Genomic DNA, 25,034 nt, shown 5'->3' with positions numbered 1-25,034 from the left:
GATATTTACATGCCTTTGACACAAAAGCGTAATGCGCACACCAGAAAATTACCCTTTTTGCACAGGTTTCTGTCAGAAGTTCTCACGAACGGCCCGTTTTAGCCGTTCAATCAAACTTGGCATCGATCCGCCCAAATGTTCGGTGCGCAAATCATAGCCCGATTGCAGTTCGATCCGCTCCGATGCCGCATAATGAATCAACCCGACAAGCGTTGAGAATGCCGGCCCGGAATGCGCGTCGGGAATGCTGATAAGCCCGGTGGGACGCCCGATGCGGACAGTGCGGCCTAATGCGCTCTGCATATGTTCGGCTGCACCCTTTAATTCTGCGCCGCCGCCGGTCAGGACAACCTGATGCCCGGACGGCCCTGTAAAGCCCAGCGTTTTCAAAGCGCGCGCAACTTCAGTCACAATTCCGTCAACGCGCTGGCACACGACCGCGTTCAACTGCGCCTTGGTGATGCGTGGCGCTTGATTGCCGTGTTCAACGCCATTTTCGTCCGGGCCGATATCAAGCACATCCTGATGGTCGCGTGGGCTGGTCAATGCCGAACCATGAAAACATTTCAGCCGCTCCGCTTGCGCCCGGCGAATACCAAAGACCGACGCGATATCGTCGGTGATGTCCGAGCCGCCTTTTTGAATGGTTTCAAGTCCGACCAGCATGCCACCAATGAATACCGACACGTTGGTGACTGCTGCCCCAAATTCGACAAGCGCAACGCCAAGCTCACGCTCTTCGTCCGTCAAACAGGCAAGACCTGTTGCAACTGGTCCGACAACAAGCGAATCAACATCCAGATGCGCGGAGCGCACCGTCATATCCATGTTGCGGACGGGTGACGGGTCGGCAAGGACGACATGCACGTCCACGCCAAGCCTATCTGCGTGCAACCCAACCGGATTTGTCACACCGCCAACACCATCGAGCGAATATAGCGTCGGTTGAATATGCAGCGCAATTTTGCCGCCCGTCTGGATATTAGCGCGTCCGGCCTGCAACAGTTCGTCGACATCGTCTTGCGTGATGCGGTCGCCGCCCAGTTCAATTTCAACGGGCGCCAACATGCTATCGAGCCCGCCCGACGACATGCCGACCCAAGCTCTGTCAATGTTAAGGCCAGCAATGCGTTCGGCTTGCTCCACCGCGTGGCGGACAGACAGTTCGGCCTGTTCGATGTCCGCAATACAGCCACGGGTCACACCGCGACTTTCGCGCTGACCCGTGCCCAGCACCAGCAGATCGCCATTTTCGGTTTGCCGTGCGATTAACGCGGACACTTTGGATGAACCGATATCAATCGCCGAAATCAGCCGTTCGGCACGCGTCGTCTTCATGCCGTTAGTCCATTGTTTGTTATCGTGATTTCGTTACTTTCGGTGTCATCGTTATTTTCCACTTGATCAGGCTGTGCCTTTGGTGCTTTGCGGAAATAGGCGCGATCGGGGTCGCGCAGGTCAAAATGGATGAGGTCGCGGCCAAGCAAACGGTGGACACCATCCAAGCGTGCAAAGTTCAGCAGTGCTTTAGCCGCTTCCGCCTCACCCTCTGGTAAAGCCAGCGTTTCGCCCGTCTGGAACTGCAAGTCCCAGCGACGGTTACCTATCCAAGTTGCGCCTGAAACGTGCGATTTCAAAGCCGAAGCTTTGTCGAGCAAGGCGTTTAAGGCGACGATATGTGCATTGGCTTGCCTGCCGTTCAACGTCGGTAACTCGCCGCCCGCACCCGCGCGGACATTTGCCAGGACGATCCCGTTCGCGTCGATCAGCGAGTATTTCCCGTCCCGTTGCCATAGCGCCGCTGGCTTGCGTTCAATGATCTCTACCGCCAGCGTATCGGGCAAGCGCCGCGCAATACGTGCGTCCTTAATCCACCCATATTGCAGCAGGTCCGCGCGTACCTTGTCGATATCCACCAAAGGCATCGCACGATCTTTTTCGGCGAACACCAACTGATAGACTTTTAATTGGTCCACCCGTTCCATGCCCGTGACCTCGACGCGCTGCACCTGAAAGCCAGCCTTGGCGGCAAGCGCGGTATATTGTTGGTAACCGGCTGCCAGCAGCCCGGCATATTGCGCAGCGACCAAGGCAAGTAGCGTGAGCGCCGCCAATATGATCCAGGTAACAATGCGCTGCACCTCCTGTTCGGTCAAAGGCAGCATGCGCAGCAACATATCGACACGCGAAGCTTGCAGCACCTTTTGCCGTGAGCCTGGGCTTTTTGCCTTGCGTTTTGCAGGCGCTTTGCGTGCGGCACCAGCCATTATGCCACTGCCCCTTTAACAATCAGCGCCTCTTTAACGATGATGTCCACAAGCTGTTCGTAGCTAATCCCGACATAACGCGCTTGTTCGGGCACAAGGCTCAACGGAGTCATGCCAGGCTGGGTATTGATTTCGAGAACGAAAACGCCGTCCATGCCTGCTTCGTCATCCCAACGAAAATCGGTGCGAGAGGCGCCCTTGCAGCCAAGCAATTGGTGCGCGCGCAGGGCCGTGTCCAACATATATTGGGCAATATCCGCAGGAATTTCCGCAGGGCAGATATGTTCCGTCAGCCCGTCTGTATATTTCGCATCAAAATCGTAAAAGCCGCTCTTGGGCTTCAACTCGGTTACGCACAACGCTTTGTCGCCCAGCACGGCCACGGTCAACTCGCGGCCCTTAATGAAGGGTTCAGCCAGCAACCGGTCAAATTCCTGCCACGGCCCTTTGGCGTCGCGCCCAATCGGGTTGCCGTAATTGCTGCCTTCTGTGACGATTGCCACCCCGACCGAGCTGCCCTCGTTTAAAGGTTTCAGGACATAAGGGCGCGGCAGCGGGTCAGCCGCATATAGGCTTTCGCTGTCGACCATCGTGCCCTTTGGCATCGGGATTCCGTCGGGTACGAGGCACTGTTTCGTCAGTTCCTTGTCAATGGCGATGACTGAGGTCACCATGCCGCTATGCGTGTACGCTATGCCCATTAGGTCCAGCATGCCCTGCACCGACCCATCTTCGCCCGGAACCCCGTGCAAGGCGTTGAACACAACATCGGGGCGAAGGCCCGCAAGGACTTGTGCCACATTGCGGTCCATGTCGACGCGGCTGACCTGATAGCCAAGCTTTTCAAGCGCATCAGCTACATTATTGCCGCTCATCAAGGACACAGGCCGTTCGTTCGACCATCCGCCCATCAACACCACGACGTGCATTTGCTTACTCATTTTCATCACCCACGCGCTGAATTTCCCATATTAGTTCCACGCCAGACTGCGCCATGACGCGGGCACGGACTTCCTCGCCAAGCGCCTCAATATCTGCGCTGCTCGCATCGCCGGTATTTATCAAGAAATTGGTATGTTTTTCGGACACCTGCGCGCCGCCAATCTGAAGCCCACGGCAGCCAGCCGCATCGACGAGTTGCCACGCCTTATGTCCATCAGGGTTCCTAAAGGTAGAACCGCCCGTTTTGGAGCGCAGCGGCTGCGATGCTTCGCGCGATGCGCTAATCCGGTCCATCTCGGCTTGGATTGCTTCAGGTTCGCCCGGATGCCCCTGAAAGCGCGCGGCCACAACAATTGCGCCATCGGGCAGTTCGGAATGCCGATAGCAATAATGCAAATCTTCCACCGACAAGGTCGCCAGCGTTCCGTCGCGTATCACTACATCGCAATTAAGCAATATGTCTTTCACCTCGCCGCCATAAGCGCCCCCATTCATACGGACAAAGCCGCCGACCGTGCCGGGGATTGAGCGCAAAAATTCTAAGCCAGCGATGCCCTTGTCGCGCGCGGTGGATGAAACCAATATGCCTGACGCACCCGCGCCACACGCCAGCGTCACCGCATCTGTGCAAGTGACCTTGGCAAAGGCCTTACCCAAACGGATGACAACGCCCCTGACACCACCATCGCGGACGATGAGGTTCGAACCCAAACCAAGCGCCATGACAGGCGTGCTGGAGTCAAGTTCGCGCAAAAACGATTGCAGGTCGGCAACGTCCTTTGGTTCAAACAATATCTCCGCGCAGCCGCCTGATTTGAACCAGACCAACGGCGCCAACGGTGCGTCTTGGGTCAAGCGACCTTCTACATGCGGCAAAATCTGCGTCGTCATGCACGCGCTGCCTTTATGGCGTCGGCGAGGCCAGCGGCCCATTTGGTGATGTCGCCAGCGCCTAAACACACGACAATATCATGGTGCTGCAACACCTCAGCTAGCTTGCGCGCCAAGTCGCTTGCGTCCGCCACGGTCACGGCGGAAGGATGCCCACGCGCCTTAATGCCACGCACCAGCGCGTCTGCATCTATGCCGTCTATCGGACCCTCACCTGCGGCGTAGACTGGCGATATGAATACCATGTCAGCATCATTAAACGCCTGTTGGAAATCATCCATATGGTCGCGCAATCGCGTGAATCGGTGCGGCTGTGCCACGGCAATCACACGACCCTGCGCGCCTTCGCGGGCAGCAGAGAGCACGGCGCGGATTTCGACGGGATGGTGGCCATAATCGTCGATTATCGTGACCGACCCATCAGCAAGGGCTATTTCGCCGACCTTAGTAAAGCGCCGTTTAACCCCGCCGAATTTGTCAAAGCCATGGGCAACGGCCGCATCGCTCATCCCCATTTCAAGGCCAACCGCGATAGCAGCCAGCGCATTTTGCACATTGTGGCGGCCGGGCATGGGAAGGTCGATGCCCGTTATCGTCCGTTGCGACCCGTCGCGGGCGCGAATAACGACGTCGAAGCTGTTCCCGCCGGGGTGCGGGGTAACATTTTCACCGCGAATGTCGGCCTGCGCCGAAAAGCCATAGGTAATGATCCGGCGGTCGCGAATCTTAGGCAAAATCGCCTGCACTTCGGGATGGTCGAGACACATGATCGCCGCGCCGTAAAATGGCACGTTTTCGACGAACTCGACAAATGCGTTTTTGATCGCGTCAAAGCCGCCATAATGGTCAAGATGTTCAGGATCGATGTTGGTTACCACCGCAATCGTGCCATCAAGCCGCAGGAAGCTGCCGTCGCTTTCGTCCGCCTCAACTACCATCCAGTCGCTTGCACCAAGGCGCGCGTTGGAACCGTAGCTGTTGATGATACCGCCGTTGATGACCGTCGGATCAATGCCGCCATGGTCAAGCATCGCAGCAATCATAGATGTCGTCGTCGTCTTGCCATGTGTACCAGCCACAGCGACCGTGTTCTTCAACCGCATCAATTCGGCCAGCATTTCGGCCCGCCGAACCAAGGGTATGCGCCGTTCCAAAGCGGCGTCGCGTTCAGGATTGCCCGCCTTTACGGCAGTCGAGGTCACGACCACCGCTGCCTCGCCCAGATTTTCGGCGCTATGGCCAATCATCACCTTGATACCGCGTTGGCGCAGGCCATCGAGGACATAGCTGTCGGCGATGTCGCTGCCTTGCACGCGGTAACCCAAATTGTGCATGACCTCCGCAATGCCCGACATGCCGATGCCGCCAATACCGACGAAATGCACAATGCCGATATCGGTTGGAACGCCTCTCATGCCGCATTCTCTTTAGCAAGTGCGGGCGATGGGCTGAAAGCGCCACTGGGTTGGGGTTGCGATTTAATGCCATGCATGATTGGGGCGCGACCAAAGGATTCAACCAGGTCGGCAAGATCGGCAACCGCATTTGGTCGGCCGCAGCTTTTGGCGGCCTTCGCTGCATTTTCCAGCGCACCGGGTTCCAACGCTATCTTCTGGATTTGCTTGGCGAGTTCAACCGCCGTGAAGGCGGGTTGCGCGATTGCGCGCGCGCCGCCTGCGTGGACCATTTCCTTAACGTTATAGCTTTGATGATCGTCGGTCGCGCTGGGCAGCGGAACGAGGATCGCAGGCCGTCCAGCGCATGTCAGCTCTGCAATCGTCGATGCCCCGGCCCGCGATATCACCATATGCGCCCAGCCAAGTCGTTGCGGCAAGTCAGGCATATAGGTCGCCAGCTCAGCTGGAATGTCATGGGTGGCATAAGCGGACCGCACCGCGTCAATATCCTCAGCGCGGCATTGCTGCGTAACCTGCAAAAGCTGCCGTAAACTAAGCGGCAACATCGACAAGCCATCAGGCACAACATCGGAAAGCACCGTCGCGCCCTGGCTTCCGCCGGTCACCAACACGCGGAATATGCCATCGGCCAATAGCATTGGATAAGGCTGGTCGCGCAAATCAAGCACCTCTTCGCGGACCGGGTTGCCGACCAGATGCACCTTGCTGGCATGACGCGGCGACAGGCGGAGCACATCGGGATAAGAAGTGGCGATGGCATTCACTTGCCGCGCGGTGAAACGATTCACGCGGCCAAGCACGGCATTTTGTTCATGAATAATCGCCGGTATCTTCTCGGCAAAGGCACCCAGCAATGCGGGAAACGCGGGATAACCGCCAAAGCCGACTACGGCGCTGGGTGCAAAATTTTCGTACAGGCGGCGCGCCATAGCGCGGCCCTCTGCAATTGCCTTTATGCCCCGAAGCCAGCTCGCCGGATTTTTGGTAATACGTCCAGCAGGCAAGATATGCGTGGCGATCTTATCAGGGCAGCCCGGAATTTTCGCCCCGCGCTCGTCCGTAATCAGCGCCACATGATGGCCTCGATTGATCAGCTCCTGCCCCAGCGCAAAGGCAGGAATCAAATGCCCTCCAGTTCCGCCAGCGGCCAACACATAATGCCGAGTAATGGTCATGGCCTGTGTCCCTTCACCATATAAAGCGACCGGTCAAGATATGGGTTTCGCTTCGTCAATGCGAGTATCAGGCCGCAGGTAATCGAGAGCGCTAAAATAGACGATCCGCCATAGCTGATGAAGGGCAAAGTCATCCCCTTTGATGGGAAAACGCCCAAATTCACGGCAATATTAATCATCGCCTGTCCGCAAAATTGTGCGCCAAGGCCCGTGACCGCCATGACCACAAACTGGTCCTTCTCATCCAACAGGCGGATGATGATGCGGACCAGAATCGCGAAGTATAAAAGGGCAATGACCATGCAGGCCAAAAGGCCGAATTCTTCGCCGATGACCGAGAAGATATAATCGGTATGCCCCTCAGGCAGCGAGTATTTCTTCACGCCAAGCCCGGGGCCAAGGCCAATGAAGCCCCCGTTAGTTAAGGTCGCCAGCGCCATCTTGTCATGCGTCAGCCCCTCTGTACCAAAAATCCACGCGTCGATCCGCTGGGTTGCGACGGGGTAGAAGTTGTAGGCGAGGAGGATGAACAATACGCCGCTGATCACGAGGAACCAAAGCCGGCCTGCAGGCACGCCAGCGACCATCATCAGAGCAAACCACGTCCCCATGAACAAGATAGTTTGCCCAAGGTCCGGTTGAAGCAACAGGAAAAAACACACACAGCCAGTGGCGATGCTGGTAAGAATAAGAACGGGTAAGCTTGGGTCTTTTAACCGCCAGCTAATAATCCACGCCATCATGACCGCGTAAAAGGGCTTCAGAAACTCAGACGGCTGAAGCCCTGCAAAACCAGCGCCAATCCATCTTTGTGACCCATTCACCTCGCGTCCCAATAGGGGCACCAAAGCAAGCAGAACAAAAAAGACGCAAAAACCGTAGACCGCAAAGCGCTGCGCCTGTGCGCGCGGATACATCGACACAAGAAGCATGAGCGGGACACCAACCAAGACCCACATCAACTGCCGATAAAAGAAATAGAGCGAAGAAAGCTGCGTCGTTGAAGACGACAGCCGCTGCGCACCCGCTGGAGACGCAGCGGCAACGGCAAGCAACCCAATGGCGATCAACACCATCATCAGCGATAACAATACGCGATCAAGTTCCCAAAACCACACGCCCAAGGGCGAACGGTCGCCACGGCCCAAGCGGTTGGCAAAGCCGATTTTGCCGGTTTTAGCCGCAAGCACCCAGGGAGCCTCTTTTGGATCCCTCATAATGCTTCCACAATCGCGCGGAACGCATCGCCGCGGGCTTCAAAGTCTTTGAACTGGTCAAAGGACGCGCACGCGGGCGAGAGCATGATAACGTCGCCCGGCTGTGCTTGGGCTGCTGCTGAATGCACCGCCGCGCCCATCATCTCGCTGCGTTCCACAGGCATGTGCGGCGACAATAATGCATGGAACAACGGACCGGCTTCGCCAATGGTGTAAGCCTTTACAACATGGCCGAAATTAGGGATGCATTCGTCAAGATTGTCGGTTTTTGGCAATCCGCCAACGATCCAATGCACGCGCGGATACGCGGCCAAGGCGGGCGCAGTGGACGCCGCATTCGTTGCCTTGCTGTCGTTGATGAACAATATGCCATTACGTTCGGCAACAACTTCCATCCGATGGGCAAGCCCTTTGAAGCTGCGCATCGCTGGCCGCCATTGGGCCTCAGTCACGCCAAGCGATTCGACGATGGCAATGGCCACCGCGATATTCTGCAAATTATGGGGTCCTTGAAGCGAAGGCCATTCGGCCTGACCAGTTACCGATTGCGGATTGGCGAGATGCACATATTCCGTCCCACGCCGCGCAAGCACTTGCGTGTAAACGCGTTCGGTATCAGCGTCGCCTTTACCAAACACAGAAAACTCTTGGCCCGTCTGCATTTCAAACAGCCGCGCTTTCGACGCCATATAGCCGTCATAACCATCATAGCGGTCGAGATGATCTGGTGAGAGGTTAATGAGCGCAGCGGCATCGCAAGCAAGGCTATGCGTGATGTCAATTTGGTAGCTTGAAAGCTCAAGCACATAAACGCCGCCTGCGGGCAACGGCACTTGCGATAATATTGGCAAGCCAATATTGCCCCCCATGCAGACCGGAATTAACGCGCTCTCCAGCACATGATGCACCAATGCCGTCGTGGTGGATTTGCCATTGGTCCCTGTAATTCCCACGACACGATGCGGCGGCAGGTTCGGCCGCGCCATCGCGAACAATTCTATATCGCCAATCAACGGGATTCCTGCCGCCTTTGCCTTATCCGCGATAGGGTGGCGGTTGATGGGAACGCCGGGCGAAACGACAATCGCCTCATAGCCCGTCAAGTCGCCCAGCAACGGATCGGCAATCGTCGCGATATCCGCAACCTTAAAGCGCGCCCCTTCGTCATTGTCCCATGCCAAAACTTCGGCCCCGCCCGCGACAAGCGCGCGTGCAGTCGAAAGGCCGGAGCGCGCAAGTCCCAATATTGCGAACTTTCGGTCTTTAAAGGCAGGGGTAGTGATCATCTGAGTTTGAGGGTTGATAGCCCTGCAAGTGCCAATACGAAAGCCACAATCCAGAAACGGATGACAACGGTTGGCTCGGACCAGCCAAGCTGCTCAAAATGGTGGTGGATCGGTGCCATGCGAAAAATGCGCTTGCCCGTGCGCTTGAACCAAAACACCTGAATTATAACAGAAAGCGCTTCCAGCACAAAAAGCCCGCCGATGATGACGAGCACAAATTCATGATGCGCGACAACCGCAATTGCGCCAAGCGTGCCGCCCAAGGCAAGGCTTCCAGTGTCGCCCATGAACACCGCTGCGGGCGGCGCGTTGAACCACAAAAAGGCAAGGCCAGCGCCCACAATCGCGCCGCACAACATGGCCAAGTCCCCTGCCCCCAAAAAGAAGGGAATACCGAGATATTCGGCATATTTGGCGTTGCCGACCATGTAGACGATCAACATAAATGCAATAGAGGCAATGATGACGGGCATGGTCGCAAGCCCATCAAGGCCGTCGGTCAAGTTCACAGCATTGCCAAAGGATACGATCACAAACGCGCCAAAAGGCACATACCACCAGCCCAAGTCGATAACGGGACCGTTGACGAAGGGCAGATATAAATTGCCGCCCGATTGCCAGACGATCAACGATACCGCGACACCGGCAATGGCAAATTCCCACAACAACCGGACTTTGCCGGACACGCCCTTGTGGCTGCGTTTCTTGACCTTGTCATAATCGTCGAGAAAACCGACCATGCCAAAGCCAGCCGTCACCAATAAACAGGCCCATACATATATGTTTGTCAGGTCCATCCACAAAAGCATCGAAATACCGATCGACACCAACATCATAAGCCCGCCCATCGTTGGCGTACCGACCTTGGCCAGATGCGATTGTGGCCCGAGACTGCGAATGGGTTGCCCCTTGCCCTGACGCACGCGCAGCATGCTGATAAAGCGTGGTCCAATCAGCAGGCCAATGATTAATGCGGTTGCAATCGCCGCGCCAGACCGGAAGCTGAGATAGCGGATAAGGTTGAAAATACCCGGAAATCCAAGATATTCGGCCAAAACATATAGCATCAGTTTTTCCCACCCGTCAGCGCGTTCACGATATTGGAGAGTCCCATACTATTGGAACCTTTGACCAAAACCGTGTCTGATGCGCAAAGATATTGTTGCAAGACGCCAAGTGCCTCCTGCGCGGTCGCGCAATGCGCGAATTCCCTCGGTCCCTCAACCCCTGCTTTCAACTCTTCGGCGAGAATTTCCATCTCTTTACCGACAAGGATCGCAAAATCCACCTTTGCGGCGGCCAAGGGCACGGCAAGCGCGCGGTGATAATGATCACCCTTGTCGCCCAATTCCTTCATCGAACCTAAAACAGCTATACGCCGTCCGCCGCTCGACAGTCCCAACTGGCCAATTGTTGCCGCCATGGACGCTGGGTTGGCGTTGTAGCTTTCATCGATCACATGCACATTGCCGCCAGCAATCGCCACATCATGCCGCGCGCCGCGTCCGGATAGGCCGTCCATTTCGGCCATCGCCAGACCCGCAGACGCCAGATCACCGCCCGCGGCGAGCACAGCCGCCAATACAGCCATGCTGTTGGCAATCCAATGCGGACCGGGTTGCGACAAATTGAAGGACAACATCGCGTCGCACACTTTTGCTGTGATCAGCGTGCCATTTTGGGCCGTGTTGAGATGGTCGATAACACGAACATCCGCGTCGGGGCTGAAACCAAAGGACAATATCGTTTTGGTGTAATGTTCTGCCGCAGCGCGCAAACGCGGATAATGCACATTGTCTGCGGGCAGGATCGCCGTGCCGCCTTCGACTAAGCCTTCGAATATCTCCGCCTTGGCATCGGCAATGCCGCTTTCATCCTTGAAAAATTCAATATGCGCAGGGGCGATGGTGGTGATGATGGCAACATCAGGGCGGACAATATGGCTCAACGCGCGCATTTCGCCTGCATGGTTCATACCCATTTCGAAGATGCCAAAATCGCAATCTGCGGGCATCCGCGCCAGGCTTAAGGGCACGCCGACATGGTTGTTGTAGCTTTTCACCGAACGGTGCGCGCGGCCGCGTGAACATCGGTCCAACGCGGCAAACAACGCCTCCTTCGTCCCTGTTTTACCCGCAGAGCCAGTCACGCCAATAATCTTTGCCTTGGTCCGCGCGCGCGACGCATGGCCCAATGCCTCCAACGCCTGCATCGTATCGGTAACAAGGATGTGCGGGTGCGGCACTGGCTGCGACACAATTGCGCCCGCTGCGCCATTGGCAAATGCCGTGTCGACGAACAAATGCCCGTCAGTCTCTGCGCCTTTCAACGCCAGAAACAAGTCGCCTGTGCCGATTTCACGCGAGTCAAAGGCAACGCCAGTGGCATCAAAATGCCCCGACGCTATACCGCCCGTCGCCGCCAGCAGTTCGTCAAAGGTCCACAATAAGTTCATACCGCGCATTCCCGTGCGACTTCGACATCGTCAAAGGGCAAAACACGGCCCATGATGATCTGTCCCTGTTCATGCCCCTTGCCCGCGATCAAGACAATGTCGTCCGGCTCGGCATGTTCGATGGCAAAGGCAATGGCGTAACGCCTATCGCCAATTTCATGCGCGCCCTTTGCACCTGCCATGACATCCGCACGGATGAGCGAGGGATCTTCGCTTCTTGGGTTGTCGTCAGTGACAATCACAATGTCGGAATCCGCCACGGCCACCGCGCCCATTTCCGGACGTTTGCCCGTATCCCGGTCGCCGCCAGCACCAAATACGGTGATGAGCTTGCCCTTGGTATGGGGACGCAAGGCCGCGATTGCCGCGCGCAAGCCATCAGCTGTATGCGCATAATCAACGTAAACGGGCGCGCCGCTTTTGGTAATCACCGCGCGTTCCAAACGTCCGCGCACGGGTTGCAACCGCGCCAGATGCGACAGCAGGCTTTCGACCTCTCCACCGCTTGCCATTACCACGCCTGCCGCAACCAAAGCATTAGCGGCCTGATACGCGCCAATCAGCGGCAACTTCAATTTGTGCACATCGCCCTGAATACGCAGTTCAAGGGTCTGCCCAAGCTGCGTGGGTTGGCGCGACAATAATTGGATGCCCTTGCCCTTTTCGCCGACCGTAATCAGGCGGAGTTCCCGTTTGCGCGCGCGGGCAATCGCTTGGTCGGACCAGACATCGTCGGCCCAAATGACGGCGCAGCCGCTTTCGTCGACGACTTCGTCAAACAACCGCATCTTGGCTTCAAAATACGCTTCCATGGTCCCGTGATAATCAAGATGATCGCGGCTTAAATTGGTAAAGGCTGCAACCGAAACCGGAACGCCTTCGCTGCGATATTGGGACAGGCCGTGGCTTGATGCCTCGAATATCGCATGGCTGACGCCTTCGCGTGCTAGCCCTGACAAATTGGACAGGAAGGTTACGATGTCGGGTGTAGTCAGTCCGGTCTTGGCCTGATCCGACGCTGTGGTGATACCCAAAGTGCCAATCGACGCCGCATTATGCCCCGCCATCCGCCAAAGCTGCCGCGTCAGTTCTGCGGTCGATGTCTTACCATTGGTTCCGGTGACAGCAGCAACATGGTCTGGAAAAGGTCGGAAGAATTTTGCCGCAAGATGCGCGAAAGCGCGGCGCGGGTTGGCTTCGGCAACATGCATCGCGCCGCGCACCAACGCTTCGGGACGTGCGACAACGGCAATGGCACCAGCGGCAATCGCATCGTCGATAAAATCTTCGCCGTTAAACGCAGCGCCTTCAAACGCACCAAAAACGGTGCCTGGCGCAATCTTCCTATGGTCGATGGCAAAGCCGGTCACTATTTTGTCGGCAGATGCCATGTCGGCACCGCTTACCAATTGCCCGAGCTTCACTATTGCTCTCCCTTCGCCTTCCACAGTAAAGGCTTTAGCTCTGATACATCAACTTCGCGTTTCATATCCGGAATAATTCCCAATAATGGACCAATGCGCGTGACCGTTTTGCGGACAACTGGCGCGGCGGTATAGCCCGCCGTGCGCTGAAAACTTGATGCATCGGTACCCTTTGGTTCATCGAGCATCGCAATCACAATATAACGCGGATTGTCCATAGGAAATGCCGCAGCGAAGGTTGCGACCACAAGATTGCGGCTATACCCACCAACACTGGGTTTTTCCGCCGAGCCGGTTTTTCCGCCGACGCGATAGCCCAATGCGTCGGCTTGATTGCCTGTGCCGTCGCCCACAATCATGCGCATCATCTGACGCATCCGCGCGCTGGTTGCAGCTTTGAACACGCGTTTGCCGGGGATTTTTGCCTCGGGCTTTGCCTTGAACATCGTGGCCGGCCGATAGATACCGCCATTGACCATCGCGGCATAAGCGCTCGCCAAATGCAACGGCGTAACGGCAATGCCATGGCCATAGCCAACGGTCATGTTTTTCAGGCGATCCCATTTTTTGGGATAGAGCGGCATCGCTTTTTCGGCGAGTTCAATGTCTGGCCGCGCGTTGAAATGCATCGTGCGCAGCATCGCGTCCATGCGGGCGGCACCCAAATTATCCGCAATTTGCGCTGTCACGATATTCGAACTGTGAATCAGTGATTCTGGGGCATTGAGCCAACGTTCAGACGGATGCGAATCCCGAATTTTGAACTGGCCAACCTGAAGCGGCTTTGTCGCGTCATAGCGCACCGAAAGATCACGCACCGTGCCCGCGTCCATCGCCGCTGCAACCGTCAATGGCTTGAAGGTGGAACCCAGCTCATAAACGCGGTTCGTAACATTATTAGTCTGCCGCGAAATCGGGTAGCGGCCATCGACTATATTTTGCCCAAGGTCGGGGATGTTGGCAAAAGATGGCCGGTTCGGGTTGAATGATGGCAGGGTGGCCATGGCGATGACTTCGCCCGTTTGCACATCCAGGATCACGCCCGCCGCACCCTTGGCAGTGGTTGCAGCCATGCCGGATGCAAGCTCGCTTTCAAGTGCGGCTTGCACACGGACATCCAACGCAAGGTTCAACGGCGCGGAACGCTTTGACGGGTCACGCAGATAGTCATTCATGACTCGCTCCATGCCCATCGCGCCTTTGCCGTCGCGATTCACAAAACCCAAGACATGCGCCGCCATATCATGCTGCGGATATAATCGCGTGGCCTCACGCGGGAACTCAATGGCGACTTCGCCAAGGCTGTGCACCTGCCGAACTTGCTCTGGCAGCGCGCGTTTCCGCAGATAGCCGGGCTTGTCTGCAGTCAATTTGGCATAAAATTCAGAAGCTGGTGTGTCCGGGAAGATTTCTGCCAATTGGCTTGCCAATTGCTTACGATCGCCCAGAATATCTTCAGGCTTTACCCAAATCGCATAGCCATAGATGCTGCGCGCCAAAGGAACGCCGTTGCGGTCCACAATGTCACCCCGCTCAGGCACATATTCAGTGCTCGTTGCACCATATGCCCGCGTGCTTTCAAATAATGCCAAGGTGGTAAGGCGGCCAATCAACAGCACCACAAACATGCCAAATGCCAGCAATAGGATAAGCATCCGCCAAAACCCGTGCGCCGCAAATGGTGGCGGGTTGACGCCGCTTTTCCGAGTGGTTGTGCGGGCGATATGCGGATTCATTACCGGCGGCGTTCGTTCGCGGACTTAGCGGAAATGTCCCGTAACAGATCATCGGACAATAGCGTTTCGTCCATACGCGCAAGTCGCTCGGTCCGGGTCTGTTCAACCTTTGGCGCTAAGGGCTTTGGCGCGACGCGCTTTACCGGCTCGGCGAAAATCGGCGCTGCAACAGCCGTTGCAATCGCAGTCGACTTTTTCACCACAGCCTCAATCGTTGGCGCAGGATTCGCTTGGTTGGCGCTTGGCGCAACGTCGATATCCGCAGATGCCATCATCACTGGTTTCGTCTGCTGCAGATCTCCGGTCAGTTCTGCAAGTGCAGCTTCACCGTTGACGAATTGCTGCGCCGATGGTGGCTGATAACCGTACAAAAGCTCATTCCATTCCTCCAGCTGCTGAAGGCTGGCGCGCGTCCGGATTTCCGCTTGAAGAAAGCTGATTTCCCGCTTTGTTTCAAGAATTTCGCGATCAACCGACACAAGATCGCCATGCGTCGCGGCAACATTGAGCGACAATGGGTACAACAGAATGGCAACCATGAAAACCAAAGCCAACCAGCCGAGATTCTGGAGTTTTTTCATAGCGAGACTCATGCTGCAAGTCCTCCTGTTGCCCATGCGGCGGCGTGTGTCCGAGTTGCGGAACGTAAGGTTGCCGACCGTGACCGTGGATTACGGGCCAGTTCAGCGTCCGATGGCCGGACTGCCTTGTCCGCTTTATCAAAGGTGGGGGCCGGACCGTCGCTGCCAACGGATGGCACATGGCGCGACCCTGCGGCTTCTGCGCCGCTACGGCGACGCAAAAATTGCTTGACGATGCGGTCTTCAAGACTGTGGAAGGTGACGACTGCCAAGCGGCCACCTGGCTTCAACATGCGTTCGGCAGCCTCAAGGCCGTCGGTCAGCTCGTCCAACTCGCGGTTTACATGAATGCGAATGGCTTGAAAGGCGCGGGTAGCAGGATCTTTCGGCGCGCCGGGCTTGTGACCAACGGCCTTGCGGACAATGGCGGCCAATTGCGCGGTGGTTTCTATGGGCCGCGCAGCAACAATCGAACGCGCAATGCGGCGTGAGCGATGCTCTTCGCCATAACGGTAAATAATATCTGCAATATCAACTTCTTCGGCCTCGTTGACAAAGTCCGCCGCGGTCATGCCGTCCTGACCCATGCGCATATCAAGCGGGCCATCTTTTTGAAAAGAAAAGCCACGCTCAGCGCGATCAAGCTGCATCGACGAAACGCCGATATCCAATACAACGCCATCGACCGACGAAATGTCGTCGGCCATCAAGACATTGTCCATAATAGAAAAGCAGGCCGCGTAAAGACGCAGAGCGCCTTCGTTGCGGCCTGCAAGGTCGGCACCTTCTTTAAGGGCATCGGGATCGCGGTCGAACGCGTAAACGCGCGCACCGCCAGCCAGTATCGCCTGACTGTATCCACCTGCACCGAAGGTACCATCCACGATCTCAGCGCCAGGGGTGATGGCAAGAGAGTGAATTACTTCATCCAGTAAGACTGGAATATGGGGGGCTGGCGCGCTCATTTGTCGCGCCTTGCCTGGGACAGCCAATAATTCAGCTCATCCTTAACGGGATTAAATGCTGCAGGCGCCTCTGTCAGGAAGACGTCGGGGTTCCACAGCATGAAATGTGTTGTTGCACCAAAAAAGAAGGCGCGATCTTCAATACGACCGAAATGCTTGAGCATCGGCGACAGCACAAAGCGGCCACTGGCTTCAAAAGCAGTCTCGAAAATGGAAGATGCTGAAACACCTGCGATTTCGCGGTCAAATTCGGTACCGCGATTAACGGCACTTTGCCATTGCGCCTCGATATCGGCGCGCAGCTTAAGGCGTTCGGAGCCGCCAAAGCCGATTAGGCAAGGCAAAGTGGAATGGCGCGATATACACACGCTGTTGCTGCCGCTGGATTGTTGGACGCTGTCGCGCAGTTCCGCAGGAATGGTCGTGCGGCCTTTGGCGTCGACATTTGACACCCCCGAACCTGCATAGACGACCAACGCTGACACTAACCGTACACCCCTCGAATAAAGGGCGCAGACCTCTAATCATGGCGAAACATATCGCCATGCGGACGCCGTAACGACCGATAGAATCAGGAATCCACCCCTTGATGACTGTGCATAGCAAGGGATTTCATGGATGAAAAGAGGGATTTTGTGGAAAATTATTTAATTTTTGGTGAAAACGCTTAAATTCCGTTACTTTTTATACATCGCTCCAAATATAGGTTGCATAATGGACGCGATTTTATGGCACCAAAAGCGCCAAAATCGAGAGCTTTGCCGACAATATCGGCACCATTTCCCCCATCGTCCTTCATTTTCCCACAAAATCCCCGTCCAGTCCCTTATTGTCGTGCAGAGCTGCCAAAAGCGCTTGCAACAGGGCCATATTGGCAAATTCATCCTTGCCGGTGAGGATCCGCATCCCCCGTCCTTCCCAAAAGGCATCATCGAGAAAATCGGCATCGGCCACAAGCACAGCGCGCCCTTTGCCCATCCGGCAATCCGCCAACAGGCCTTTCGCCAATATTGCGCAGCGGTTTTTAGCTGTGCCCTCTTTGGGCAACCACTCCCCGGGTGTTACCGTTCGGATATTGAACACGCCAATCTTGCGCATGGAAGTAGGCTCCTCGTCCTCCAACGGCAAAACCAGCTCCACCCCCCAATGCGCCAACAAGGGCGACAGCATCGACGTAAACAAAGGACGCCGTTTATCGCCCAAGGGGTAAAGACTTCCCCATTGCAAAGCGGGGTCCGCAAGTATCAACACAAGGCCACCTTGCCGGACCCAATTGTCGATCCAGACCAGTTCGCGTGGTGCAAAGGCCCGCGGCTGCGCAAGCAGAAGCATGTGGTTAGGCTTTGGCACCCAAGCCGCCACATCGTCGATGGGCGTGATGTCAAAATGCGCGCTCAGACGGGTAAAGGCGGGATGCGCGGTGGCGTCCTTGGCCAAATCCGCCTCAATGCCCCCCTCGCTCCAGACCAGCGGCAGCGAAGTCATCAGTCCTAATGCCGGCTTTGGCCGGCTGTCCGTTGGGCGCATAGTGACAAAGCCAGCGAGCAAAAGCGAAAACGTACATGCCGCCAACACAGCGATAAGCAGCCACTTTCTGCCGCCGAACTGGACCCATCTATCAATCACAAAACAATTATTATTGTGCGGGCGCGGATGAACGCCGCGTTTGCGCTGCATCCTTGGCGGCTCTTTCGGCGTCCGTCTCCTTAGCCACCGGTGTAACGCCCAACTCCGCCAGCGGTTCATCCGGCGTTGCGTCCTTATCCGTTATCAGGGGCGCAGATTCAGGCGCGCCGCCTGTTTGTGGCCCGTCGCTCACCCGGTCAAGGACCATATTGGCCAATGTCACGAACAAGAGCACGACGACGAGCCCAACCAGCCCTACCTGAATACGCTGAATTGCGGATTGCTTTTGTTCGACCATGTGCGTCCTCCTTAAACCTCAATATGGCTTTTAGCTGTCTTGCTGCCACGGCATTACCGGAAGGTTTTTGCTGCGCATCCACGCCGGGTTATAAATGGTGGACAAATATCGGAAGCCGGTATCACATAATATCGTCACGATACGCTTACCCGGCCCCAAATGCTTTGCCAGCGCAATGGCACCTGCCACGTTGATCCCCGAAGACAGCCCAAGGCAAAGCCCCTCCTCCGCCAAAAGCCGCCGGACCCAGACAAGGCCCTCTTCATCAGAAATGCGGAATTGCGTATCAATGGGCGCGCCGTCGAGATTGGCGGTGATGCGCCCCTGCCCAATGCCTTCAGCAACCGAGCTGCCTTCGGCACTTAATTCGCCATGCGCATAATAATTATAAAGCGCCGCACCATGCGGATCGGCCAGAGCGATGGTGACGCCCTCATCCTTTGCCTTTAGCCCAAGCCCGACGCCAGCGATCGTCCCGCCCGTGCCAGCCGCGCAGGTGAAGCCGTCAATCTTGCCATCCATCTGCGTCCAGATTTCTTCGGCCGTGGTTTCAATATGCGCGCGGCGGTTGGCGATATTGTCGAACTGGTTTGCCCAAACCGCATTTTCGGTCTCCTCCGCCAGCCGGCGTGATGTGTGCACGAAATGCCCCGGGTTGGCATAAGGGGCCGCTGGCACAAGCACGAGCTCTGCACCCAAAGCGCGCAGCGTGTCCTTTTTCTCCTGACTCTGCGTTTCGGGCATGACGATGATCGTCTTATACCCAAGTGCATTGCACACCAAAGCAAGGCCAATGCCCGTGTTACCAGCCGTGCCCTCGACGATTATCCCGCCGGGCTTTAATAGCCCCTGCCGTTCGGCATCGCGGACGATGTAAAGCGCGGCGCGATCCTTTACCGATGCACCGGGGTTCACATATTCGCATTTGCCAAAAATATCGCATCCGGCTTCCGCGCTTGGCCCTTTCAGGCGGACAAGCGGCGTGTTGCCAATCAAATCAAGTGTTGAGCCAAGCGTTTTCATATCCCAGACAGCTAGGCGCGTTCAGGACCAATCGCAAGACGGTCTGAGCGCTGGCGCGACAATATGCAGGCCAAATGCGGATATTGTCGCAAAATGCATTTCAGGTGTTGTTATATTATATCATTACGCGTAACATGTGGTTCTAACCCTCGCTCTTATGGATGACGTTCTGTTATGAAAACCGCCGCGCTTCTTACGATATCCGCAAGCCTTTCCGCATTATCGCTGCCTTCGGCAGCACCCGCTTATGCGCAGCAGAGTGATTCAGCTTCGACCGAAGCCAGTATTCAGTCCGACGACTTTCACGGGTCCGACGACATCGTCGTCACCGCGCCATTTGTTGAACGCCTCGATATTCTTTCCGGCACGTCTGCGATTTCGGGCGAGGTGCTCGCCGAAAAAACGCGCGCGCAATTGGGCGATATCTTAACCAGCCTGCCCGGCGTTTCGGCGACGAGCTTCTCCCCCGGCGCATCGCGGCCCGTGCTGCGCGGTTATCAAGGAAACCGCGTCGCTGTTTTAACGGACGGTATCGGCAATATCGACGCGTCCAACACTTCGGCGGACCATGCGGTTACTATCGACACCTTGACGGTTGAACGGATTGAAGTGTTGCGTGGGCCAGCCGTCCTGTTGTTCGGCGGTCAGGCCGTGGGCGGCGCGGTCAACGCGCTCGACAAGCGAATCCCGCGTTCCATCCCGGACGAAGACATTCACATTGATGCGCTGGCCGGATATGGCAGCGCAGCGCGCGACTGGTCCGGCGGCGCGTCGATTGATATGCCGATCACAGACCGGGTCATCGTCCATCTCGACGGCAGTTACCGCAACAGCGATGATCTGCGAACCGGCGGCTATGTCTTGTCCCCTAATTTACGCGGTGAGGTGCTCGAATTCGCGGCAGAGGAAACCAGCGAAGGCAATCTGGAAGAAGCAGCCGAAGCACGCGAGTTGGCGGATCAGCGCGGACGCATTCCCAATAGCGCAGTGAAAAGCTGGACCGCTGGCGGTGGCATTGCGTTTATCGACGATAATGGCAATCTTGGCGTGTCTTATAGTATATATGACACCAATTACGGCATACCTGCCCGCCCCGGCACATCGCATGCCCATGCCGCCGCAGAAACCGCAGAGGAAGCAGCCGTCACCATTGGCTTGCGGCAATATCGCCTCGACTTTCGCGGCGAGCTTAATTTAGGCGAGGGCTTGTTCGACAAACTGCGCCTGCGCGCGGGCTATGCCGATTATACCCATACCGAATTTGAAGGCGACGAAGTCGGCACCGTCTTTAACAGTCAGGGTATCGAGGCGCGGGCCGAGTTGGTGCAAAATGACCGCAACGGCTGGCGCGGGGCCAGCGGCATCCAATATCAAATCCGCGATTTCGAAGCGATTGGTGCAGAAGCCTTCGTCCCGCCCAACAAAACGCGCCAATATGGCCTGTTCACCTTGCAGGAATATACCAAAGGCAATCTGGACGCCGAAGTCGCTGTGCGGTTCGACGCCGCCGAACTGCGCGCCGATACGCTGGGCATCACGCGGTCATTCCAGAATGTCTCTGCTGCTTTGGGCGTTGGTTACAATATTGGTGATTTGAAGATCGGCGCGAATATTTCGCGGACGGGCCGCGCGCCAGCGGTGGAGGAATTATTCTCCAACGGACCGCATATCGCAACGCAGGCCTTTGAAATAGGCGACCCTGATATGAAAAGCGAGCGCGCTTGGAATGGCGAGCTCTATGCGCGTTATGACACGCCGGGAACCGCGTTCAGCGCAACGCTATACACCAACCGCTTCGACAATTTCATTTATGAAGCTGACACTGGCGACATCGAAGATGATTTGCCGGTGTTCCAATATTTTCAGAATGACGCCAAGGTTTGGGGTGTAGAATTTCAGGCGTCCAAGCGCCTCGCCAGCTTTGGCAGTTCAAATCTTTCGGTTGATGGCGTTGCGGATTATACACGCGCCAAAATCTCGTCTGGTGGCGGCAATGTCCCGCGTATCCCGCCCTTGCGTTTGCTGGGCGGTGTTGAGTTGACCAATGCAAGCTTTGACCTGCGCGGTGAGGTCGAATGGAGCGACGATCAGACAAAGACCGCCGCATTTGAGACGCCAACGGACGGTTTCACTTTGGTCAATGCTTCGGCAACCTGGCGGCCGTTCGGGCGGGGTCGTAACATTGCGCTGATTGCGTCGGCGAACAATATTTTCGACCTAACCGCCCGTCGTGCCGCGTCCTTTACCAAGGATTTCGTGCCTTTGACCGGTCGTGATTTCCGGGTGACGGCGCGCTTGAGCTTCTGATCATCCGATATTGTTCATGTAACACCCCCAAGGTGCTAATCCGGCTATCGCGCGCTAGAAAAACGGAACCTTCGCGCGATCACCGGGTTAGCCTGCTAGGCCTTATTTTTGGGCCAAGATCTTGGAGAATATCATGCGCAAAATTGCAACGATCATCCTGCTCTCAGCCGCATTGCTGGCAGCGGCCTGCAACACCGTCAAGGGCGTGGGCGAAGACATTGAGTCCGTCGGCGAAGCGGGCGATCGCGCAATCTGACAACTGGTTTGATGGCGTAACGTGAGGGCCGGAGGGGAACCTCTGGCCCTTTTGGTTTGGGTCGGGCGCGTGCTTTAGGGGTGTCTCGAACACTGAGCCGCACGAAGGGCTCGACATGAACGGGCAGGAGCGCCCTCCTTTATCTAATACCCGTCACCCTGAACTTGTTTCACCTTCGGTGACTGTCGTTCCAGGGTCCATCGTGCAGCACGCCCAGAGCTAGAACGGATAAATGGACCCTGAAACAAGTTCAGGGTGACGTGGGGGATGAAGAGATGGCCGGAAGACAAAGGACAGAGGGTGACGGCAGCGCGGTCAAACCTACAACACGGCCTCTTCGGTGGCCTCAGCCTTATTACGGCGGCGGCGGGTGAACCAGATCGCAATCAGGGCAAGCTCGTACAATATGCACAAGGGGATCGCGAGCAGCAATTGCGACACGACATCGGGCGGCGTGAGGACGGCAGCGATGGCGAAGGCACCGACAATGGCATAGCGCCGCGAGCTCCTAAGCTGTTCCAGCGTCACAATCCCTGCCCGCTCCAACAACATCAGCAAGACCGGTAGCAGAAACGAAATGCCAAAGCCGAAGATGAACTTCATCACGAAACTTAAGTAATTATCGACGCCCGGAAGCGCCTCTTGCTCGACACCGCCGACAGTGCCGCCAAAGCCAAGCAAATATTCCAGCGCGACCGGGATCGCCATATAATATGCCATCGACGCGCCCGTGATAAACAACACAGGCGTTGCGAGCAAGAATGGCAGAAATGCGCGTTTCTCTTTGCTGTACAAGCCTGGCGCAACGAAGCGCCACAATTGGGTTGCGAACACCGGGAAAGAGAAGAAGGTGGCGGCAAAAAACGCAACCTTAATCTCGACAAAAAATGCCTCGAATATCGCGGTGTAAATCAGTTTGGTTTGCCCCGACGCGAGCAAGGGTTGCACGAGAAAGCCGAAGATCTGTCGCGCGAAATAGAGGCTCATACCAAAGGCAATGGCAAGCGCCAAAAAGCTCCAGAGCAGACGGCTGCGCAGCTCAATCAAATGATCAAGCAAGGGCATTTTGCTGTCGTCGATTTCGTTCATGTCTTGGCCGCCATTTCGGTGGGCGGAGTGTCGATCGGCGGGGTGTCGGCGGGCGAAGTGTCGACCGGCGTTTCTGCTATATGCGTATCAGGGTCATCACCGACAACGTCTGCGCGAGGATCGGCCGGGTGCGCAGCCATGATACGCTCATTTTCGGCCTTCCATTTTTTCTCAAGCTCTTCAATTTCGGACTGGCGCACCATTTCGTCAAAGCCCGACCGGAAATGCGCCGCGACACCGCGCGCCTTGCCCACCCATTTGCCGACAACGCGCAAAGCCTTTGGCAAATCCTTTGGCCCGATGACCAAAAGCGCCACAAGGACGACAAGCAACAGTTCGGACGACGCGATGTCAAACACGTCAGTCCCCCGGCATCGAGGGTGAATGATCCAGCACTGTCAATGGCTTAGCCTTGATTCTTGTCAGTCTGCTTTTCAGCGTCAACGACCGTATTTGCGCTAATCTGCGGCGGAGCCTTAGGCGCCTCGTCCTCTTCGCTCATACCCTTTTTAAAGCTTTTAATGCCTTTGGCGACGTCGCCCATCATGTCGGAAAAACGGCCCTTGCCAAACAAGAGCAACACCAAAATGCCAACAATCAGCCAGTGCCAGATGCTAAAACCACCCATTTCAAACTCCTAACGGGGCGCACCCCGGATGTTGCGAACCCTATGTTGCATGTCCTTCACCTATTTAGGCATTGTTTTCGTCAATTGCCAGTTCGGCGTCACTTTCTTCGCCGGTAAATAGCATATCGCCCATTGCGCTATCAATCGGGTCAAGCAAACCGGCGGCTTTCAGGTCCGCAATCCCCGGCAGATCCTTGCGGCTGGTCAGCCCGAAATGCGTCAGGAAGCCGGGCGTCGTCGCGTAAATTAGGGGCCGCCCCGGCACTTCGCGGCGGCCAGCAGGGCGCACCCATCCAGCCTCCATCAAGACATCGAGCGTGCCCTTTGAAATCTGCACGCCGCGAATGGCCTCAATTTCGGCGCGGCTGACGGGTTCATGATAAGCGATGATTGCCAAGGTTTCGACCGCAGCGCGGCTGAGCTTGTGGCTTTCCTCTCGTTCGCGGCGCAGCAAATGCGCAAGGTCAGCGGCGGTTTGAAAATGCCAGGTCTTACCGCGCCGGACGAGTTCAATGCCGCGGCCTTGATAATGTTCAGATAGATGCGTAAGCGCCGCCGCAACATCGACGCTGTCGCCGACGTAGATCCGAATCTGTTCAACGGTCATCGGATGGTCGCTGGCGAACAAGGTCGCCTCCACCGCGCGCAGGTCGGGGTCGGTTTCGATCATCTTACCTTTTTCCGCACCATCAATGGCGCAAAGGTCGCCTCTTGCTGCAAATCGGCGAGTCCACGTTTGGCAAGCTCCAAGGCCGCGACAAAGCTGGAGGCTAAGGCTGATTTACGCAAGGCCGGGTCCGTCGTTGGCGGCAAAAACGCATGTATCGCGGTCCAGTCAATCGCGCGGCCAATCATGGCCGATACGCGCTCCAACGCTTGCTCCAACGTCATGACCTGGCGTTTTTTGACGATGTGCATGGCAGGCGCGGTGCGCGCGTTGATTTGGCCATAAGCGGTGATTAGCTCAAAATAATCGCATTCCCACGCTCGCGCTTTGACCACGCGCAACCCTTCGGGTGTGCCGCGCAAGAACACGTCGCGGCCAATCCGGTCGCGCGCCATCAACCGCGCGCCGCTCTCACGCATGGCGTTCAGCCGCTCCAGCCGCAATTGTAAGCGCAATGCAAGCTCCTCCGGCGATGGGTCAATCGTCGGATCCTTCGGCAGCAATAATGCCGATTTGAGATAGGCCAACCAAGCGGCCATCACCAGATAATCGGCAGCGATCTCAAGCTTAAGCGCGCGTGCCTGATCAATGAATATCAGATATTGTTCGACCAAGGCAAGAATAGACAATTGCCGCAAATCGACCTTTTGATTGCGGGCGAGCGTGAGCAATAGGTCCAACGGTCCTTCCCAGCCGTCAATATCGATGGTCAGCACATCGGGGCCAAATTCGACACTGGTAGCGCTCTCGTCGCGAAGGGCGCCCTCTGCGTCAAAGAGCATT

25 protein-coding genes are annotated in these 25,034 nt (G+C 56.5%); 2 read left to right on the top strand and 23 right to left on the bottom strand.

Annotation, left to right across the window (positions count from 1 at the left end):
- Nucleotides 1–72: 72 nt before the first annotated feature.
- From ftsA to Q0N43_RS00850, 18 genes are all read right to left on the bottom strand, one after another.
- Nucleotides 73–1,338: a cell division protein FtsA gene (gene ftsA, locus Q0N43_RS00935; RefSeq protein WP_295441142.1), complete on the bottom strand. Its 1,266-nt coding sequence runs from the start codon at nucleotides 1,336–1,338 to the stop codon at nucleotides 73–75.
- Nucleotides 1,335–2,267 (bottom strand): cell division protein FtsQ/DivIB, encoded by a 933-nt coding sequence (locus Q0N43_RS00930; protein ID WP_295441140.1) that lies wholly within the window; start codon nucleotides 2,265–2,267, stop codon nucleotides 1,335–1,337. Before Q0N43_RS00930 ends, ftsA begins: the two co-directional genes overlap by 4 nt.
- Complete coding sequence (locus Q0N43_RS00925) at nucleotides 2,267–3,214, bottom strand: D-alanine--D-alanine ligase (protein WP_295441138.1); 948 nt, start codon at nucleotides 3,212–3,214, stop codon at nucleotides 2,267–2,269. The genes Q0N43_RS00930 and Q0N43_RS00925 overlap by 1 nt, the downstream gene beginning before the upstream one ends.
- Nucleotides 3,201–4,100, bottom strand: a complete 900-nt coding sequence (gene murB, locus Q0N43_RS00920; RefSeq protein WP_295441136.1) for a UDP-N-acetylmuramate dehydrogenase — start codon at nucleotides 4,098–4,100, stop codon at nucleotides 3,201–3,203. Before murB ends, Q0N43_RS00925 begins: the two co-directional genes overlap by 14 nt.
- Nucleotides 4,097–5,515, bottom strand: a complete 1,419-nt coding sequence (murC, locus tag Q0N43_RS00915; protein WP_295441135.1) for a UDP-N-acetylmuramate--L-alanine ligase — start codon at nucleotides 5,513–5,515, stop codon at nucleotides 4,097–4,099. Before murC ends, murB begins: the two co-directional genes overlap by 4 nt.
- A complete protein-coding gene (gene murG, locus Q0N43_RS00910) occupies nucleotides 5,512–6,693 on the bottom strand; it encodes an undecaprenyldiphospho-muramoylpentapeptide beta-N-acetylglucosaminyltransferase (RefSeq protein ID WP_295441133.1) in 1,182 nt (393 codons plus the stop codon). The genes murC and murG overlap by 4 nt, the downstream gene beginning before the upstream one ends.
- Nucleotides 6,690–7,910 (bottom strand): putative peptidoglycan glycosyltransferase FtsW, encoded by a 1,221-nt coding sequence (locus Q0N43_RS00905; protein ID WP_295441131.1) that lies wholly within the window; start codon nucleotides 7,908–7,910, stop codon nucleotides 6,690–6,692. The genes murG and Q0N43_RS00905 overlap by 4 nt, the downstream gene beginning before the upstream one ends.
- Nucleotides 7,907–9,196, bottom strand: coding sequence for a UDP-N-acetylmuramoyl-L-alanine--D-glutamate ligase (murD, locus tag Q0N43_RS00900; protein ID WP_295441129.1), 1,290 nt, complete (start codon nucleotides 9,194–9,196; stop codon nucleotides 7,907–7,909). Before murD ends, Q0N43_RS00905 begins: the two co-directional genes overlap by 4 nt.
- Nucleotides 9,193–10,263, bottom strand: a complete 1,071-nt coding sequence (gene mraY / locus Q0N43_RS00895) for a phospho-N-acetylmuramoyl-pentapeptide-transferase (protein WP_295441128.1) — start codon at nucleotides 10,261–10,263, stop codon at nucleotides 9,193–9,195. Before mraY ends, murD begins: the two co-directional genes overlap by 4 nt.
- Complete coding sequence (gene murF, locus Q0N43_RS00890; protein ID WP_295441119.1) at nucleotides 10,263–11,651, bottom strand: UDP-N-acetylmuramoyl-tripeptide--D-alanyl-D-alanine ligase; 1,389 nt, start codon at nucleotides 11,649–11,651, stop codon at nucleotides 10,263–10,265. The genes mraY and murF overlap by 1 nt, the downstream gene beginning before the upstream one ends.
- Complete coding sequence (locus tag Q0N43_RS00885) at nucleotides 11,648–13,042, bottom strand: UDP-N-acetylmuramoyl-L-alanyl-D-glutamate--2,6-diaminopimelate ligase (RefSeq protein ID WP_295441227.1); 1,395 nt, start codon at nucleotides 13,040–13,042, stop codon at nucleotides 11,648–11,650. The genes murF and Q0N43_RS00885 overlap by 4 nt, the downstream gene beginning before the upstream one ends.
- 32 nt (nucleotides 13,043–13,074) lie before the next feature.
- A complete protein-coding gene (locus tag Q0N43_RS00880; RefSeq protein WP_295441116.1) occupies nucleotides 13,075–14,811 on the bottom strand; it encodes a penicillin-binding protein 2 in 1,737 nt (578 codons plus the stop codon).
- Entirely contained in the window at nucleotides 14,811–15,392 is a 582-nt protein-coding gene (locus Q0N43_RS00875) for a hypothetical protein (RefSeq protein WP_295441114.1), read from the bottom strand. Before Q0N43_RS00875 ends, Q0N43_RS00880 begins: the two co-directional genes overlap by 1 nt.
- 8 nt (nucleotides 15,393–15,400) lie before the next feature.
- A complete protein-coding gene (rsmH, locus tag Q0N43_RS00870; protein WP_295441111.1) occupies nucleotides 15,401–16,357 on the bottom strand; it encodes a 16S rRNA (cytosine(1402)-N(4))-methyltransferase RsmH in 957 nt (318 codons plus the stop codon).
- Nucleotides 16,354–16,842, bottom strand: coding sequence for a hypothetical protein (locus Q0N43_RS00865; RefSeq protein WP_295441108.1), 489 nt, complete (start codon nucleotides 16,840–16,842; stop codon nucleotides 16,354–16,356). Before Q0N43_RS00865 ends, rsmH begins: the two co-directional genes overlap by 4 nt.
- A gap of 310 nt (nucleotides 16,843–17,152) precedes the next feature.
- Complete coding sequence (locus Q0N43_RS00860; RefSeq protein WP_295441105.1) at nucleotides 17,153–17,983, bottom strand: hypothetical protein; 831 nt, start codon at nucleotides 17,981–17,983, stop codon at nucleotides 17,153–17,155.
- Nucleotides 17,984–17,993: 10 nt separating this feature from the next.
- Entirely contained in the window at nucleotides 17,994–18,281 is a 288-nt protein-coding gene (locus tag Q0N43_RS00855) for a hypothetical protein (RefSeq protein ID WP_295441102.1), read from the bottom strand.
- A 30-nt stretch (nucleotides 18,282–18,311) separates the two neighbouring features.
- The gene (locus Q0N43_RS00850) at nucleotides 18,312–19,304 is read right to left on the bottom strand and encodes a cysteine synthase A (protein ID WP_295441100.1); all 993 of its coding nucleotides are present in this window, start codon (nucleotides 19,302–19,304) and stop codon (nucleotides 18,312–18,314) included.
- 174 nt (nucleotides 19,305–19,478) lie between these two features.
- On the opposite strand from Q0N43_RS00850, the gene Q0N43_RS00845 reads away from it, so the two are divergent.
- Nucleotides 19,479–21,611, top strand: coding sequence for a TonB-dependent receptor (locus tag Q0N43_RS00845; protein WP_295441097.1), 2,133 nt, complete (start codon nucleotides 19,479–19,481; stop codon nucleotides 21,609–21,611).
- A gap of 133 nt (nucleotides 21,612–21,744) precedes the next feature.
- Nucleotides 21,745–21,867 carry an entericidin A/B family lipoprotein gene (locus Q0N43_RS00840; RefSeq protein ID WP_295441093.1) on the top strand — a complete coding sequence of 41 codons (123 nt, stop codon included), beginning with the start codon at nucleotides 21,745–21,747 and terminating at the stop codon, nucleotides 21,865–21,867.
- Between the two features lie 321 nt (nucleotides 21,868–22,188).
- On the opposite strand, the gene tatC is transcribed toward Q0N43_RS00840, so the two are convergent.
- The 5 genes from tatC to Q0N43_RS00815 form a co-directional block, all read right to left on the bottom strand.
- Nucleotides 22,189–22,956 carry a twin-arginine translocase subunit TatC gene (gene tatC, locus Q0N43_RS00835; protein WP_295441091.1) on the bottom strand — a complete coding sequence of 256 codons (768 nt, stop codon included), beginning with the start codon at nucleotides 22,954–22,956 and terminating at the stop codon, nucleotides 22,189–22,191.
- Nucleotides 22,953–23,315, bottom strand: coding sequence for a Sec-independent protein translocase protein TatB (gene tatB / locus Q0N43_RS00830; RefSeq protein ID WP_295441088.1), 363 nt, complete (start codon nucleotides 23,313–23,315; stop codon nucleotides 22,953–22,955). The genes tatC and tatB overlap by 4 nt, the downstream gene beginning before the upstream one ends.
- Before the next feature lie 47 nt (nucleotides 23,316–23,362).
- Nucleotides 23,363–23,584, bottom strand: a complete 222-nt coding sequence (locus Q0N43_RS00825; protein ID WP_295441086.1) for a twin-arginine translocase TatA/TatE family subunit — start codon at nucleotides 23,582–23,584, stop codon at nucleotides 23,363–23,365.
- Between the two features lie 64 nt (nucleotides 23,585–23,648).
- Entirely contained in the window at nucleotides 23,649–24,254 is a 606-nt protein-coding gene (gene scpB / locus Q0N43_RS00820) for an SMC-Scp complex subunit ScpB (RefSeq protein ID WP_295441084.1), read from the bottom strand.
- Entirely contained in the window at nucleotides 24,251–25,033 is a 783-nt protein-coding gene (locus Q0N43_RS00815) for a ScpA family protein (protein WP_295441224.1), read from the bottom strand. The genes scpB and Q0N43_RS00815 overlap by 4 nt, the downstream gene beginning before the upstream one ends.
- Nucleotide 25,034 lies beyond the last annotated feature (1 nt).

The sequence above is a fragment of the Sphingorhabdus sp. EL138 genome (assembly GCF_945882965.1).
Classification (GTDB): domain Bacteria; phylum Pseudomonadota; class Alphaproteobacteria; order Sphingomonadales; family Sphingomonadaceae; genus Sphingorhabdus_B.
This window is presented reverse-complemented; position numbering and strand designations above follow the sequence as displayed.